Below are 14,162 nucleotides of genomic sequence, written 5' to 3' on the forward strand. Positions count from 1 at the left end.
GGGTGACGTCGTAGGCCATTCGGTGCATGGCGCTTGCGTAGGCCTGAGCGCTGGCCAGCGCGGCCTGCCGCACCACTTCTGCATCTGGGCCTGGGTACACGGTGAGCACGGCGGTGATGACGTATTCATTCACCGAGGCAGACAGCACGCTGACCTGGTCCGTCATGGGCCGTACGCTTTCGGCGTTGACCGAAGCGGTCACTACTTCGAGCAACTGCTCGGAGGCGGTGCCGTTGCCTTCTTGCGATAGCACAAACACTGACACCAGCCCGGGCGCTGGGCTGCTGGCATTGGCATCGCGCACAAGGCCGCTGGCACCGAGCGCGGCGAATATGTAGCTGCCCTGGCTACCGGCGGTGGTGAAGGCCTCAAAGCTGAGCTGTACGCGGCGGCGCAATGCTTCATTTGACTCATACACGGCAGGCACCGGCGGCACGGCCTGCGGGTTGCCGGGTGTGATGAGCAGCCGCTGCACGTTGAAGTTGGCGGCGAGCTGATCGAGGTCTGCGTCTTGCGCGTAAGCCAGCATGACCGCGCGGGCCGCTTCGTTGACGCGCTGGCGCAGCAGGAGTTCGTCGTATGCGGAAACCTGCAAGATCTTGTAGGCGGGGTCTGATTCGACCAGTGCATCGAACTGCGGATCCAGCTCGATGAGCTGCGCCAGCTTGCGCGCAAAAATGGTTTCGAAGTCGAGCGGTTCGACCACCTGGGGCGGTGGTAGTTGGCTTAGGTCTACGGCGGTGAAGCTGCTCATGTGGCGGCACCGAGTTGTAGGGGGACTTGCAGGCTGACCGCTTCACCCGATTCGATACGATCACCCTCCAGCGTGAGCACGCTCTGCCCTGCCCCCGTGCGCTGGATGCTGACGCGCGACAGGCGCAGCCGCGGCTCCCATTGCATGAGGGCGGTGGTGATGGCGCTGAACAGGCGCACCTCTGTGCCGGCGTTTTGGGGTTGGTCGATCAGCTCGGGCAGCAAGCTGCCGTACTCGCGGCGCATGACGCGGCTACCGATCGGCGTGGTGAGGATGTCTGCAATTGACTGACGCAGATGCTCGACGCCGTTGATGGCTTTGCCGGTGGTGCTCATGCCGTTCATTGGGGCTCACCCGTTGGGCCAGGGGCTGAGCTGCCGCCGTTGATGGGGTGTTGGTGGTGAACCTGACTGATGCCGGCGGCGATGACGTCTTCGGTGACAGTGACCAGGCCGGTGATATTCACAGGGCCGGTGATGTTGACCCCGCCGGGGGCGATGATGTGGATTTGGCCTTCTTCGGTCATGACTACCGTCATGTCACCCGCGCCCTGGTCATAGCCGAACCAGGTGCCATCGGCAAAGTGGCTGCTGTGCAGGTTTGGGTCTGCATTGGGGCTGGGGAATGCATCCGAGTTGAGGCCGACGAGTACAAAGCCGGCGCCCAGCTCGCCGCTGGGGCTGAACACCACGGCTTGCTCATTGTTGGTTGGGTGGTCTGAGTCGCGGCGGGAGCCGGCGCGGCGCACGAAGTACGGCAGCCAATCGGTGAGCAGCTGGCCGGATTTGACGCGGCAACGGACGTTGGCCGCATCCACGGCATAGACGGTACCGGGGCGGATCAGGTTATCGAGGCGGCGGCGTAGTTCGGCGATTGGGTCCATGCGGTGATGGTGTCGCGCCTGCGCGAGGAAGTTGAGCGGCTGACCTTGTACCGGGCGCGCTTACAGGGGCGGGGTGAGGTGCGCAAGCACACTGTCGCGGATGAGGTCGAGGTCTGCAGCGGAGAAGCCGAGCACTTCACGCCGTGCATACCTGACTTGCGGTGCATCTTTGCCGGGGCGATCACGCAGGCCGTACTGGTGCACGCGGGCCAGGCGGGCGGCGCGGCCGGTGAAGGCCAGGCCAATGCTGTTGGCATCGCTCTGGATCTTGAGGTGCTTGGCGGTTTTGAGTTTGGTGAACATTTTACGTTTGACGCGCCCCTGCTTGCCGCGCAGATTGCGGGTTCTGCGGGGGGCGTAGGCGGTGCCGTCTGGGTTGCGCTGGGCGGCGATGCGCTGCTGTTGGCTGCGGCGCAGATCCCGGGCGACGCTTTTGGTGAGTTTGCGCCGCTCTGCGGGCTTGAGCTTGGCGAGCAGGCCACCGGCCCAATCTTCCAGGGCGGTGAGGTCGTCGGTCATGGGGCGGGGTTGTCCCACTCGGCGAGCACTTCACCGTCTTTGCCGATCAGCTGCCAGCTGGTGGCTTCATAGGGCTCTTCAAGCGGCGGCTCTGGCGGGTGCGTGATGAGCAGCTGACCATCGCCCTGGGGCTTGACGATCACCCGCTCGGTGAGCGGCAGCGTGATGGACAGATCCACTTTGGAGTTGTCTAGCAGGTCGGCTTCGAACTGGACCGAATCTTTGGCTCTGTCGAGGTTGGCCATCAATTCGTTCTGGTTGACGAGCAGCCACGCGAACAGGGGCACGGCGATGGAATCCGGGTGGCCGGCAAAGTCGGTGAAAATCAGATTCAGCGTGTAGGCGTATTCGAAGCTGAGCCCGGGGGCTGCTGTGCTGCGCAGGGTGCCGTTGTCGATGAACACCAGGAGACGATCGGGATTCTTGCGCAGCTCCGGTATGGCTTGCTCGAGGTGGCGGCGTAGTGAGTCGGGTTTGTTCATCTTTGAGCTTCCGGGCTTGTTGGCAGTGGTAGACCATGTCGACCTGGGCGGCGCAGCTGGCCCAGTCGGCCTCGGTTACGTCGCTATCGTTCAGCAGCTGGCCGTTGTTCTGGGGCCCCGTGGCGCTCAGCGTGCACTGCGTTACTTCGGGACAGCCAATCGTAATAGGCTGCGGCTCCGGTGATGGCGGGGCGCTGCCGCAGCCGCTGAGCAGCAGCAGGCAGAGGCTGGCGAGCCCAGACGCGTAACTCTTCGTTCTCATGTTCCAGTTCCTTTATGGTGCGTTCACGTTGGCGCAGCTGCACTTGCAGCGCTGCCTGCTGTTGCCGCAGGCCGGCCTGTGCGGTGCGCTCCTGCTCTAGTGCGATGTTGAGCTGTGCGATGGTGCCGTCACGCCGGGCGATGATTTGCTGGGCGCTCTCTGCCTGCGCCAGGGCTTCTGCCCGGTCGGTTTGGGCTGACTCGATGCGCTGCTGCTGCAGCCAGATGAGGCCGGCAATACTGGCAATGAGGGCGAGGCCCAGGGCGATCTGGCGTAGGGTGCTCATTTGCGGTACCAGCCGGCGGCTTCCATCTGCGCTTGGCTGATGGTTTCGATGGGGCCGATGGCGACGGTTACGCCCAGTGGTGCTGGATCCAGCTCGCCCAGCACTTTGAGAAACGCCTGTACTGCCGCTGGGTCGACGCCGGCCGGCACAACCAGCACGTCACCGTCTTGAATCTGCAGCTTGCGCACGTCTCCCAGCTTCAGTTGGTTCATGCTGCCACCCCTTGGATCAGTTCCCGGTGCCGGGCGTATGCGCGGGCGAGCTTGACGTCATACAGGTTGCGGGCATAGGCCGGGCCGTTGTAGCCCTTGGCAAACGCTGCCCATTTGCGGGCTTTGAGGGCCTTGTGCAGGGCTGGGTCGGCTTCGATGAAGCGCACGAAGGCTTCCAGATGCTCGGCTTCGCTCTGCTGCATTGCGTCGGCCATGGCTTGCGCGCTGGCGTAGCCCAGGCGGGGGGCGTGATAGCCCATGATCTGGAAGGCACCCCAGCTGCAGGCGCCGGTGGCGGCCTCGGCATCGATCATGCGGGCGCGAGCCAGGCGGGGGTATTCGCTGACGCCGCCGGCGTAGCCACCCGGTGCGGTGCTGATCAGATTGGGGTGCAGGGCGGCGAGCTCGGCGACGTCTTGCGCGTCGTGACTGGCGCTCAGTAGGTCGTGCATGACGTGCCGCTCGTACAGAATCGCCGGCTTGCCGGGGGCAAAGAAGCCCTCTCCCCTGCTCTCTACCTCATTCACGGCTTTGATTGATGCCAGCCCTACGCCGAGCCGATCCGCCGCGGCAATCAGGTCTGCCTCTTTGAGCTGGCTGCTGCAATCTTTCCCGCCCAGGGCGGCGAGCGTCTTGGCGCCGGCGATGCCGTCGACCACAAGGCCTTTGCTGCGCTGCAGGGCGATGATGGCTGACTCTGTTGCAGGGCCAAAGTCGCCATCGAGTTTTACACGGTAGCCGGCGCGGGTGAGTGCGGCTTGCAGATCGCGCACGGCGTGGCCTTTGCTGCCAAGCTGTAGCAGTTGACTCATTCTGAGAACCTCATCATGGCGGCGACGTTGCCGCGGGAGCGGTAGACCAACACGCATACCAGGACGGCGATCATGGCTTGCCAGGGGCTGACCGGATGCTGATAGAGCAGCTGATCGAGGCCGGCACAGAGCAGCGCGCCGATCATGAGGCTAGCGAGCAGTGACATGCCGCGCCGCACGCGGTAGCCGCAGCGGTTGAATGACAGCAGCCGAGCCGCTGCGAGCAGGTAGGCGATGGTGACGACGATGGGGAGCAATGCGGTGAACAGGTGCATATCAGCCTCCGTTGCCGCGCTTGAAGAGCGTGGCGATTTCCAGTTTGCCCACCCACTCCATGAGCTTGAGCCCTAGCGGGACGATGACGATGGCGCCGATAAAGGCGCCGGGGCCGGTTTCGTTGATGGGCGTTTGCGCAACTACCTCGGTGCTCATGAGGTAACCGACCATGGCAGAGAAGATGAGCCCGCCCAGGCGCTGCCAGGCTTTGAGGTCTTTTTGCGCGTATGCCACGAGAGCAGCGCCGAGCACGGCGCCCATGAGCGCGTTGGCATCGACCCATGGCAACAAGGTGGCCAAGCCAATGCTGGTGCCGGCGGTAATGGCTACGGCGGTGCTGCTGGTTGGTTCCGGCATGCTGACCTCCTGTCAGTCCCAAAGATTTACTGCGGTTTGTTGCTCTGCCTGCTGGGTGATGGCAGGCAAATGCACGGTTTGGCCCATCGGCAGGATGGGGCCCAGATCGGCCAGCCCGGGGTTGGCCTCGAGCACGGCTTCAGTTACGCCGGCGGTGCGGCCGTAGTACCGCCAGCAAATGGCGTCTACGGTGTCGCCCTGGTTGGCGTGGATGGTTTCCATCAGATGAGTGCCACGCTGGTGCGGCGGGTGCCGAGCAGATCGCGCACGGCCCAGCGAGCATCGCGGCGCAGTTCGTCAATGTTGGGGGTGAGGGCTTCTGCGTTCTTGTTGCCTTCTGCGCTGGTGTCGAAGCTGCGATAGCGTTCGACCAGCTCGGCGCCGGCGGTGCAGATGACGGCGCGCTTGTAGAGGTGCACGAGGCGGCTTTCTTCGTTGATTTGGCTGCTGGGCATATCTCCCAGCGATGGATGCAGCATCACGACAGCGAGCGCTTTGAATCCGGCAAGATCTTGATTAACGCTGAGCATGGCATTGACCAGGGCAGCTTCGAGCCGGGCATCGGTGATGCTGCCATCCAGTCGCAGGGTTTCGCGGGCCAGGTTTGCGTCAATATCGGGAAACCAGCCGTCGTTGGTGAGCTCGAATGTGTCTGACGTGCCGATGGCTACAAATGCACTCATGGTGTTTTCCCAGGTCGCCGGTGGGCGGGTGTCTTGAGTGGGGAAAGGAGGTAACCCTGCTCAAGACCCCCGCGCCGGCGGGCGTCGGGGGACGCTCAGTTAGCGGGTTTCTCGTCGGGTTGAGGCTGGGCGGTATCGGCCCCCGGGGCGGGTGCTTCGGCGGCAGCGAGTGACGCTGCTGCGGCATCTTCCGCGGGGATTTCGATTGTGCCAGGCTCGGTACCGACTACCTCACCGGCTCCGGCAGCGGCGGCTGTGTCTGCCGTCTCTTCCAGAGTGGTGCTGGTACCCGGTTTGACGAGATCCGCATGTTTCTTCAGTAGGCGGTCGACCTTCTCGAGGTCTTTCTTGCCGCCGCATTTGTCGTGCAACTCAATAGCGCGCGTGAGGTGGGCTTTGGCCTTGGCCAGCCCGGTGACCGCCTGCTCGGTTGGGTTGTCTTCATCCAGCTCGCGGGCCAAGCCTCTGGCGATGGCGAGGTGGATCTTGGCGCGCGCCTGGTCGTGCATGTCGTAACTGCGGGTGATGCGCTCTGCGGTCTGGAGCACGTCGAGGCTGAACGGCTTGTCGGCTTTGATGGCGTTGAGGGCCGAGGTGGCGATCTCTTCGGCAACCATGGTTGCGGGTGGGCGCTCGAAGCGATCGGGCAGCTTCAGATCGTGCTCGAGCACGTAATCGGCCATGGCCAGTGCCAAGGGAAAGTCTTCTGCATCGATCGCCCAGAGCATGACGGTGGTGAAGACTTCATCCTGCACACCCGCCGCGCTATCGAGCACGCCGGCGATGTAGTCGTGGTACGTGGTGACGAGCTGCTTTTTCAGTTCGGCCTTGCCCTGCATGGAGCTGATGTTCTTCAGCCGCAGTCGGTCTTGGTGCAGCTGGGCGAGGTGCTGCTCGTAAACCGTGGCGTTGGCCATGTGGCCTTGCGCTTCAGCGGCGGCGGTCGCGGCTTGCTTACTGGCGACCCGGGCCATGTGGCGCGCTGCTGGGGTCAATTTACGGGCCATTGTGTTTATCTCCTTGGGATAAAAAGTGCTGCCGGGGTGAGCCGGCAGCAAAGGACCGGGCTGGGTAGCCTGGCCGATGGCTTACGGTGCTTCAAACGGTGCGATGTTCTCGATCAGGGCGCCGCAGCCGTAGTCTTCAACGACGTAGGCTTCGTTGACCGATTCGTAGTTCTCGATGCGGTCGCGCTTGGAGTTGTCCACCACGTTGCGGCGGCGGGTTTCTTCCTGCCAGTAGATGGACAGGTTGTCCAGGCGAGTGACCAGCACAGCGTTGGCCGGGAAGGAAGGCACCCGCACGGCCGGCAAGCCACCGATGCGCTTCTGGCTGATGATGATGTCGCGGGCCAGTTGCTCGGTGGGCGCCTGTTCGGAGTCCACAAGCGGGAAGTACTTGTCGTGCATGAGGCTGCGGCCGCAGATGGCGACGAGCTCGGTGTCTTCCTGGAACCAGGGTTCGATCAGGTTGTTGACGGCGTCGTAGATGATGGCGTCTAGGTTGGCGTAGTCGCCGCCGGCGCCGTATGTGACTGCATCGCTATCGACGACCACTTCACTGAGTACGCGCTGCGGTGCGTGCAGGCGGTACTTCTGCAGCCAGCCTATGTTCACGTCTTGCAGCATGGGGTTGGCGGCCTTGTCGGAGGTGGCCGCCCGGGCGATACCGTTGAAGCCGATCATGATGCGGTCGAGCGCTTGGCGCTGGATGATGGCGTTACGCACCCGTGCTTGAAAATCCTGGAACTTGCGCCAGGCGTCGAGCTTGGCGTAGCGCAGGTGGGTATCGAAGTTGGTCTGGGTGCAGAAATAGCCGTGGGCGTCGAGCACGGTGGGATCGGTGGTTTGGCGATCCTGTACGGTGGTGTCGGTGGTACCGGCGATGGGGCCGCCTACGCCCAGGCCGACCTTTTCACCCGACTGCTGGCTGACGCCCACCATGTTGATGCTCTGCAGGAAAGCGCTGGATTCCTGAATGCGGTTCTCCAGCGTTTGCTGCACGGTCGGGTCGACGTTGAACGCTTGGGTGGCCGATTCAACATTGTTGATCTGGGCCAGTTTGCTCAAGTAGGCGTTGAAAAGGCGCCGTGTATCGTTACGCATGTTTGTTACTCCGTGGCTAGTAGGGCCTTACCTGGTTTAAATCAGCAGTCGGTCTCGACCATTCCATCGCCACCGGTGGCGGGCGGGCGCTTGCGGAACTGGTTGCTGGGGGTTTTGTCCAGCTTCTCGAGCAGCTCGGCGAAGTCGGTGGACAGCTTTTCATGCGCTGTCTTGAGCTCTTTGAAGGCGGCGAGCTGCTCGCGGGTGGACGCGTGCTCTTGCTGCAACTGGGCGAACTTGTCGGCCTGCTCGGCACCGTGGGTGGCCAGGGCGGTTACGGCGTCACGGATGTCGGAAAATTGGTTGTCATCCTTGACGTCTTTGTCCTTGCTCTTGTTGAGCAGATCGGCGACCTGGGTGAACAGCTTTTTGATGCTGCCCTGCGATTCGTCGACCTCCTCGAATTCGATATCTACCTCGACGGCCTCTGAAAACAGGTTGTCGGGGTTCTCTTTCCGCGATTTGAAAGGGCTGGCGTCCGGATTTTTGGCGGAAAACTCCAGCACATCAGTGCCGAGGCTTGCAGGGGAATCAGTCACGCCCAGGCCCATCAGATACGCTTTGCCGGAATCTGCGAACTTCTCGCGCACCTCAATGCTGCTGTAGATCTTCTGTTTGGCCTTGTTCATGGCGATGAGATCGGCGGTGGGCTCGATCTGCGCGAACAGGGCGAGCTTTTTCTTGCCGTCGATTTCGACCTCTTCCGCTTTCAGCGCCAGTACGTCGCCGTATGCCTTGAAGGGGCCATCAGCAAACATGCCGCGCATGTGTTCCATCCAGATCCGCGCGCCGTAGGTGGTGCGGTTGTAGGTGCTGGCCATCTCCTGGATCCAGGAGCGCTCAATCTTGCGGCCGTCGGTGGTCATCCCTTCCACTGCTACGCGGAAAAACTTTGACTTGAATTTCATGCTGGTCCCTCGGATCTGGTTGCGGCTGCTGAATCGCTTGTGATGGAGGCATGGTCGGCAGTGGGCGCGTGAGCGGCAATCAGGGGCTCTTGTAGGGGTGAACGCTACAAGGTGAGGGGCGAGTTATAGGGTGTGGCGGGCTGCAACATTGCGGGCATGAACGCAGCCCTGAAAGTTACCGACATGGACAGCCGCCGCCTGGGGAAATTTCTCTATTGGCAGGGTTGGCGCGTCACTGAAATTGCTGAATACATTGGCGAAAAAGAGCCCACGGTGCACAGCTGGAAAAAGCGTGACGAGTGGGACCGCGCCGATACCGTGGAACGGGTTGGCGGGGCTCTTGAGGCCAGACTTGTACAGCTGATTTTGAAAGATGGCAAGACGGGTGGCGACTTCAAAGAGATCGATTTGCTGCACCGCCAGCTTGAGCGCCAGGCCCGGATTCAGCGGTACAGCGACGGCGGTACCGAGACCGACCTGAACCCAAAATTGGCCAACCGCAACACCGCTGAACGCAAGCAGCGCAAGGCGCGCAACGAATACAGCGAAGAGCAGGCCGAGCAGCTGCTCGAGGCGTTCCGTGATTCGCTGTTTGGCTATCAGCAGGACTGGTACCGCGCCGGTGGCCAGCGCACTCGGGCGATTCTGAAAAGCCGGCAGATCGGCGCGACCTTCTACTTTGCCCGGGAGGCGCTGATTGATGCGATCGAGACCGGCCGCAATCAGATTTTCTTGTCGGCATCGAAGAGCCAGGCGCATTTGTTCAAGCAGTACATTGTGACTTTTGCGCGCGAGGCGGCAGGGCTAGAGCTGAGCGGTGACCCGATCGTGCTGCCCAACGGGGCGCATATCTACTTCCTCGGTACCAATGCCCGCACCGCCCAGGGCTACCACGGTAACTTCTACTTCGATGAGTTCTTCTGGACGCACCGCTTCCAGGAGCTGAACAAGGTGGCCAGCGGCATGGCCATGCAGAAACAATACCGTAAAACCTACTTCAGCACGCCGAGCTCGATGGCGCACGAGGCCTATACGTTCTGGACTGGCGAGCGCTTTAACAAGCGGCGCGCGCGAAAGGATCGCATCCAGTTGGACGTGAGCCACCAGGCGCTGCAGCAGGGCCGGCTGTGCGAGGACAAGATCTGGCGCCAGATTGTGACGATTCTGGATGCCGAGGCCCGCGGCTGCGATCTGTTCGACATCGATGAGCTGCGCGATGAGTACAGCGCTGACGCCTTTGAAAACCTGCTGATGTGCCAGTTTGTGGACGACGGGGCGAGCATCTTCCCGCTTGCGATGCTGCAGCCGTGCATGGTCGACAGCTGGGAAGCCTGGGCGGATGACTACCGGCCGCATGCGGCAAGGCCACTCGGTGACAAGCAGGTGTGGGTGGGCTATGACCCTGCAGAAACAGGCGACAGCGCCGGCCTGATAGTTGTGGCTCCGCCGGCGGTGCCGGGCGGCAAATTCCGTATCTTGGAGCGCCATCAGTTCCGCGGGATGGACTTCGACGCGCAGGCCGAGGCGATCCGCGGCGTTACCAAGCGCTATTGGGTGACGTACATCGGCATTGATATGACTGGCATGGGCAGCGGCGTTGCTCAGCTGGTTAAGCAATTCTTCCCAGGTGTAACCACCTTCAGCTACTCGCCGGAAGTTAAAACCAAGCTGGTGCTGAAAGCCTATGACGTGATCAACAAAGGCCGGCTGGAGTTTGATGCCGGCTGGACCGATATCGCCCAGGCGTTGATGGCAATTCGCAAGACCATCACCCAGAGCGGGCGGCAATTCACCTACACCGCCGGCCGCAATGACGAAACCGGCCACGCTGATCTTGCCTGGGCGCTATTCCACGCAATACACAACGAACCCCTGGAAGGGCAAACCGGCCGTAATACCGGCCGCATTGTCCTGCCTGATTAACGGAGATCCACAATGAGCAAACGCAGTCACCGCAGCCGCCAGCACTCGAACACGCCACCCGCCACTACTGCGCCGGCGGCTCAACCGGATCAGGCGCAGGGCGCCCAGGGGGTTTCCTTCTCATTCGGGGATCCGGTACCGGTACTCGAAGGCCGCGACATCCTCGATCACACTGAGTGCTGGCTGAACGGCAAGTGGTATGAGCCACCCATCAGCATGAACGGGCTGGCCAAGGCGTTCAGGGCTGGGCCGCATCACAGCTCGGCGCTGTTCTTCAAGCGCAACATGCTGGCCAGCACTTTCATTCCGAATCGCCTGCTGAGCCGGGAGGCGTTCGGCCGATGGGCGCTAGATGAGCTGATCTTTGGCAATGGCTACCTGGAGCGCAAAAACTCGATGCTGCGCAACGCGATCGGATTAACGCCGCCGTTGGCCAAGTACATGCGCAGGGGAGAGGATCCCGACCAGTTCTTCATGCTGCATGGCTGGAAGCAAGAGCACGAGTTTGAGCCGGGAACGATATTTCAGCTGCAGGAGCCAGACATCAACCAGGAGATCTACGGTGTGCCGGAGTACTTGAGCAGCTTGCAGAGCGCCTGGCTGAATGAGTCGGCGACCCTCTTCCGCCGCAAGTACTACAACAACGGCAGCCACGCGGGGTTCATCATGTACATGACCGACCCCGGGCAGAACGAAGACGACATCGAAGCCCTGCAGGAGGCGATGAAGAACGCCAAGGGCCCGGGCAACTTCCGCAACCTGTTCGTTTACGCACCCAACGGTAAAAAAGACGGCCTGCAACTGATACCAGTAGGTGAGGTTGCCGCCAAGGATGAGTTCTTCAACATCAAGAACGTGTCGCGCGATGACATCCTTGCCAGCCACCGGATCCCGCCGCAGCTGATCGGTGTTGTGCCCAGCAACGCCGGCGGCTTTGGCAGCATGACACAGGCTGCACAGGTGTATGCCGAGAACGAGCTTAAGCCGCTGCAGCGACGATTCGAGCAGTTGAACGACTGGATGGGGGAAGAGGTGGTGCGGTTTGAGAAATATGAGCTGGCAGTCGCTGGAAGCTAAGCAAAAACGCACCACCCGAGGCCGCCATTACGCGGCCTTTTTTATGCATCCGAGCATGAAAAAAGAAGCCGCTACCAACCTGAAAAGCCCCATCACAACATACCATTTTCCATGTTCAAGGGCCAGCCAGAATCAGCGGAAACCCTTATGATTCGTGGCCTCCAGACGAACGGGGCGACCTATCATCGAGCGCAGCTATCCGATCTTCTATCAGCTGCAGAACCAACCCCAGGGACAGATCGCAAGCGTCTTGATTTTCCTCCGCGGGCAGCATTACGCCGCTCTCGCGGATGTGGTTCGCGATCAACCGAAGCTCGCTGATAGCATCGCCGCCTACCTCTGACGCTTCCGCTTCGGCCATCAGCCGATCCAGCACAATAGTGCTATGGGCCCCAGGCATCAGGTGATGCGCGAAATAATAATTTGCCAGTCTGAGACCAGACAAGTCTGCCCGCATGGCTTTGGGTTTGGTGTCCATTATCCCGCTCCGCTTAGTTGCTACCACCAGTATGACTGCCCGCGCCCGATATCGCTCAATCGCCCGCGTGCACCAGGCGGCCCGGCCAGTCGACCCCACCCACCCCCTAGCCGCACCCGGCGCGCGCCGTCATCCCCCCTCCCCTCCTGCGGTCTAAATGCGTGGGTTTTGTTGCACTCAGGCGACCTGCTGCGGCCCAGTCAGGCCGCGCGGTGCACGCAGGCAGGGGACGACTTCATTTCATGCGTAATCATGCGCAGACGGCGTTATAGAGCCTTCGGTCGATCAGAAGCGTGCCTAGAAACTGGAGGGCTATCGGAAAGAGGTAATGTGGTAATGCGGCAGCGAAAAGGAAACGCAACCTATTGTTTTAATTGAAATTAACGCATTACCAAACAACGGTAATTCAAGGTAATTTAAAAGGTAATATGAACGTAACCTATTGATTTTAAAGGCCATCAATGGACCGCGGCATTACCAGTCATAAAGGTAAGGAAATTACCATTTATAACCGTAATATTACCTTTCTTGAAATATACATAACCTTATGTATCTTATAAGAAAAATGGAGTAGTTGGCTTTGATATTACCTTTATTACCGCTTTCCGATGGCCGGGAATAAAATCGCCGCTCTGTGTGGCGCGAGCGAGCTCCGAAATATCCCGTGCACTATCTAGCACGCACAAAAAAAGCCGCATTCGCGGCTTCTCTCGTACTCACAGGGATCTATTTCAGGCGGATGGATAACGAACAAAGCGGGCCCCCGCAACCAGGTTCAAAACCGTTGAATGATTAACCTCATTCAGCGGTTTTTTTTCGCCTGCGATTTGCCGCCATGCCTGCAGTCTAGCAGGCAGCTCAACTACCGGTTGAGCTTCTCTCGGTCTGCGCCTTCAGCCGTAGTTCGCGCTAATTTATACTCCGACTCACTGAGCCCAGACTGAGCCTGGTAAGCTGCGCCCTGACCTGTCAGTGCGCGGCTGGCTTGCAGCCTGCTTGCGCACTCTCGTCAACTGCAGGCGCGCGAACCCACGCCACCTGCCGACCCGTTATGCTGTGATACAGCCTGACGCTGTTTTGGAGTTTTCATGAACACTGGTACCGCCCCGGTAATAGCAGAAGTTCGCGGCCATATTGGCCATCTGACCCTCAACCGTCCTGCCGGACTCAATGCGCTGACGTTGGAGATGGTGCGTTTGCTACGCAGTCAGCTGGAGCAGTGGGCAACGAACACGGCAATTCAGGCAGTCGTTTTGCGCGGCGCCGGTGAACGCGCCTTTTGCGCCGGAGGCGACATTCGCGGCATCTACGACAAGCACCTGGCAGGTGAGCCGGGCATTGAGGAATTTTTCAGCGAGGAGTACGCGCTGGATGGCTATATTCACGCCTACCCCAAACCCGTGCTGGCATTGATGGACGGCTTTGTACTGGGCGGTGGCATGGGCCTTGCCCAGGGCGCCAGCATCCGTCTGGTTACCGAGCGCGCACGCCTCGGCATGCCGGAAACCGGCATCGGCTACTTTCCCGACGTGGGCGGCAGTTATTTTCTGCCCCGCCTGCCTGGTGAGATTGGCATTTATCTGGGCATTACCGGCAATCACATCGACGCCGCCGATGCCTTGCACAGCGGCCTGGCCGATCTTTGCCTGCACAGCAATCAGTTAGGCCGGCTGGATCAGCTACTGGATACCTTTGACGCCAGCAGCAACCTGCAGGCGCATCTTGCCGAACTGGGCCCCTGCACCCTGCCCTCTTCGCGGTTGGCACAACTGCAACCGGCAATCGACTTGCATTTTTCCCAGCCTGATATCGCCAGCATCCGGCATTCTCTGACCACAGAAACCCGCTCTGCCTATGCCGACTGGGCCACTACCACCGTCAAGGTCATCGACAACCGCTCGCCCATTGCCATGGCGGTCACCCTCGAGCTGTTGCGCCGCGGTCGCCATCTGTCTCTGGAACAGTGCTTCGCCATGGAGCTGCACCTGGACCGGCAGTGGTTCGAGGGCGGCGACATTGTCGAGGGCGTACGGGCGCTGCTGGTCGACAAGGATAAGCAGCCAAGATGGAATCCGGCACACATCGACCAGGTGGATGCCGGCCGGGTCGCGGCTTTCTTTGCTGATCTTTAAGCAGAGAAGGTTG

General features: G+C 61.0%; 18 protein-coding genes and 2 pseudogenes. 3 read left to right on the forward strand and 17 right to left on the reverse strand.

The annotated features are described in order from the left end of the window. From V7756_RS07255 to V7756_RS07330, 16 genes and pseudogenes are all read right to left on the reverse strand, one after another. The coding region (locus V7756_RS07255) for a baseplate assembly protein (protein WP_335609486.1) at positions 1-754 on the reverse strand (754 nt) is incomplete at its 3' end. After that, complete coding sequence (locus tag V7756_RS07260) at positions 751-1,098, reverse strand: GPW/gp25 family protein (RefSeq protein ID WP_335609487.1); 348 nt, start codon at positions 1,096-1,098, stop codon at positions 751-753. The genes V7756_RS07255 and V7756_RS07260, both read right to left, overlap by 4 nt. Further along, on the reverse strand, positions 1,095-1,637 hold the full coding sequence (locus V7756_RS07265) for a phage baseplate assembly protein V (RefSeq protein WP_335609488.1): 543 nt from the start codon (positions 1,635-1,637) through the stop codon (positions 1,095-1,097). The genes V7756_RS07260 and V7756_RS07265 overlap by 4 nt, the downstream gene beginning before the upstream one ends. Before the next feature lie 60 nt (positions 1,638-1,697). Continuing rightward, a complete protein-coding gene (locus V7756_RS07270) occupies positions 1,698-2,156 on the reverse strand; it encodes a phage virion morphogenesis protein (RefSeq protein ID WP_335609489.1) in 459 nt (152 codons plus the stop codon). Continuing rightward, a complete protein-coding gene (locus V7756_RS07275) occupies positions 2,153-2,638 on the reverse strand; it encodes a phage tail protein (RefSeq protein ID WP_335609490.1) in 486 nt (161 codons plus the stop codon). The genes V7756_RS07270 and V7756_RS07275 overlap by 4 nt, the downstream gene beginning before the upstream one ends. Before the next feature lie 67 nt (positions 2,639-2,705). Next, a pseudogene (lysC, locus tag V7756_RS07280) lies at positions 2,706-2,900 on the reverse strand (Rz1-like lysis system protein LysC); the annotation flags it as partial. Next, positions 2,827-3,186: pseudogene (locus V7756_RS07285) on the reverse strand (Rz-like lysis system protein LysB); the annotation flags it as partial. The pseudogenes V7756_RS07285 and lysC, both read right to left, overlap by 74 nt. Then, positions 3,183-3,398 carry a hypothetical protein gene (locus tag V7756_RS07290; RefSeq protein ID WP_335609492.1) on the reverse strand — a complete coding sequence of 72 codons (216 nt, stop codon included), beginning with the start codon at positions 3,396-3,398 and terminating at the stop codon, positions 3,183-3,185. The gene V7756_RS07290 and the pseudogene V7756_RS07285, both read right to left, overlap by 4 nt. After that, a complete protein-coding gene (locus V7756_RS07295; RefSeq protein WP_335609493.1) occupies positions 3,395-4,210 on the reverse strand; it encodes an N-acetylmuramidase family protein in 816 nt (271 codons plus the stop codon). The genes V7756_RS07290 and V7756_RS07295 overlap by 4 nt, the downstream gene beginning before the upstream one ends. After that, a complete protein-coding gene (locus tag V7756_RS07300) occupies positions 4,207-4,485 on the reverse strand; it encodes a phage holin family protein (RefSeq protein WP_335609494.1) in 279 nt (92 codons plus the stop codon). The genes V7756_RS07295 and V7756_RS07300 overlap by 4 nt, the downstream gene beginning before the upstream one ends. A 1-nt stretch (position 4,486) precedes the next feature. After that, positions 4,487-4,843 carry a putative holin gene (locus V7756_RS07305; protein ID WP_335609495.1) on the reverse strand — a complete coding sequence of 119 codons (357 nt, stop codon included), beginning with the start codon at positions 4,841-4,843 and terminating at the stop codon, positions 4,487-4,489. 12 nt (positions 4,844-4,855) lie between these two features. Next, positions 4,856-5,065, reverse strand: coding sequence for a tail protein X (locus tag V7756_RS07310; RefSeq protein ID WP_335609496.1), 210 nt, complete (start codon positions 5,063-5,065; stop codon positions 4,856-4,858). Continuing rightward, positions 5,065-5,526, reverse strand: a complete 462-nt coding sequence (locus V7756_RS07315; RefSeq protein WP_335609497.1) for a head completion/stabilization protein — start codon at positions 5,524-5,526, stop codon at positions 5,065-5,067. Before V7756_RS07315 ends, V7756_RS07310 begins: the two co-directional genes overlap by 1 nt. A 95-nt stretch (positions 5,527-5,621) precedes the next feature. Beyond that, positions 5,622-6,533 (reverse strand): phage terminase small subunit, encoded by a 912-nt coding sequence (gene gpM / locus V7756_RS07320; protein WP_335609498.1) that lies wholly within the window; start codon positions 6,531-6,533, stop codon positions 5,622-5,624. A gap of 81 nt (positions 6,534-6,614) precedes the next feature. Further along, entirely contained in the window at positions 6,615-7,631 is a 1,017-nt protein-coding gene (locus V7756_RS07325; RefSeq protein ID WP_335609499.1) for a phage major capsid protein, P2 family, read from the reverse strand. A gap of 41 nt (positions 7,632-7,672) precedes the next feature. After that, entirely contained in the window at positions 7,673-8,539 is an 867-nt protein-coding gene (locus V7756_RS07330; protein ID WP_335609500.1) for a GPO family capsid scaffolding protein, read from the reverse strand. Positions 8,540-8,695: 156 nt separating this feature from the next. Here V7756_RS07330 and V7756_RS07335 point away from each other — a divergent pair, with 156 nt between their 5' ends. Then, entirely contained in the window at positions 8,696-10,462 is a 1,767-nt protein-coding gene (locus tag V7756_RS07335) for a terminase ATPase subunit family protein (RefSeq protein ID WP_335609501.1), read from the forward strand. A 12-nt stretch (positions 10,463-10,474) separates the two neighbouring features. Then, positions 10,475-11,539: a phage portal protein gene (locus tag V7756_RS07340; RefSeq protein WP_335609502.1), complete on the forward strand. Its 1,065-nt coding sequence runs from the start codon at positions 10,475-10,477 to the stop codon at positions 11,537-11,539. A 145-nt stretch (positions 11,540-11,684) separates the two neighbouring features. Here the strand turns inward: V7756_RS07340 and V7756_RS07345 are convergent, their stop codons facing one another. Next, on the reverse strand, positions 11,685-12,017 hold the full coding sequence (locus V7756_RS07345) for a hypothetical protein (RefSeq protein WP_335609503.1): 333 nt from the start codon (positions 12,015-12,017) through the stop codon (positions 11,685-11,687). A gap of 1,088 nt (positions 12,018-13,105) precedes the next feature. Here V7756_RS07345 and V7756_RS07350 point away from each other — a divergent pair. Further along, positions 13,106-14,149 (forward strand): enoyl-CoA hydratase/isomerase family protein, encoded by a 1,044-nt coding sequence (locus V7756_RS07350; RefSeq protein WP_335609504.1) that lies wholly within the window; start codon positions 13,106-13,108, stop codon positions 14,147-14,149. Positions 14,150-14,162 lie beyond the last annotated feature (13 nt).

Origin of the sequence: Halopseudomonas sp. (genome assembly GCF_036961105.1) — a bacterium.
GTDB lineage: Bacteria > Pseudomonadota > Gammaproteobacteria > Pseudomonadales > Pseudomonadaceae > Halopseudomonas.

Bases quoted from the DNA above. Each gene is read 5' to 3' on its own strand.
- V7756_RS07260 (WP_335609487.1), bottom strand. From the start codon at position 1,098: ATGAACGGCATGAGCACCACCGGCAAAGCCATCAACGGCGTCGAGCAT.
- V7756_RS07265 (WP_335609488.1), bottom strand. From the start codon at position 1,637: ATGGACCCAATCGCCGAACTACGCCGCCGCCTCGATAACCTGATCCGC.
- V7756_RS07270 (WP_335609489.1), bottom strand. From the start codon at position 2,156: ATGACCGACGACCTCACCGCCCTGGAAGATTGGGCCGGTGGCCTGCTC.
- V7756_RS07275 (WP_335609490.1), bottom strand. From the start codon at position 2,638: ATGAACAAACCCGACTCACTACGCCGCCACCTCGAGCAAGCCATACCG.
- V7756_RS07290 (WP_335609492.1), bottom strand. From the start codon at position 3,398: ATGAACCAACTGAAGCTGGGAGACGTGCGCAAGCTGCAGATTCAAGAC.
- V7756_RS07295 (WP_335609493.1), bottom strand. From the start codon at position 4,210: ATGAGTCAACTGCTACAGCTTGGCAGCAAAGGCCACGCCGTGCGCGAT.
- V7756_RS07300 (WP_335609494.1), bottom strand. From the start codon at position 4,485: ATGCACCTGTTCACCGCATTGCTCCCCATCGTCGTCACCATCGCCTAC.
- V7756_RS07305 (WP_335609495.1), bottom strand. From the start codon at position 4,843: ATGCCGGAACCAACCAGCAGCACCGCCGTAGCCATTACCGCCGGCACC.
- V7756_RS07310 (WP_335609496.1), bottom strand. From the start codon at position 5,065: ATGGAAACCATCCACGCCAACCAGGGCGACACCGTAGACGCCATTTGC.
- V7756_RS07315 (WP_335609497.1), bottom strand. From the start codon at position 5,526: ATGAGTGCATTTGTAGCCATCGGCACGTCAGACACATTCGAGCTCACC.
- gpM (WP_335609498.1), bottom strand. From the start codon at position 6,533: ATGGCCCGTAAATTGACCCCAGCAGCGCGCCACATGGCCCGGGTCGCC.
- V7756_RS07325 (WP_335609499.1), bottom strand. From the start codon at position 7,631: ATGCGTAACGATACACGGCGCCTTTTCAACGCCTACTTGAGCAAACTG.
- V7756_RS07330 (WP_335609500.1), bottom strand. From the start codon at position 8,539: ATGAAATTCAAGTCAAAGTTTTTCCGCGTAGCAGTGGAAGGGATGACC.
- V7756_RS07335 (WP_335609501.1), top strand. From the start codon at position 8,696: ATGAACGCAGCCCTGAAAGTTACCGACATGGACAGCCGCCGCCTGGGG.
- V7756_RS07340 (WP_335609502.1), top strand. From the start codon at position 10,475: ATGAGCAAACGCAGTCACCGCAGCCGCCAGCACTCGAACACGCCACCC.
- V7756_RS07345 (WP_335609503.1), bottom strand. From the start codon at position 12,017: ATGGACACCAAACCCAAAGCCATGCGGGCAGACTTGTCTGGTCTCAGA.
- V7756_RS07350 (WP_335609504.1), top strand. From the start codon at position 13,106: ATGAACACTGGTACCGCCCCGGTAATAGCAGAAGTTCGCGGCCATATT.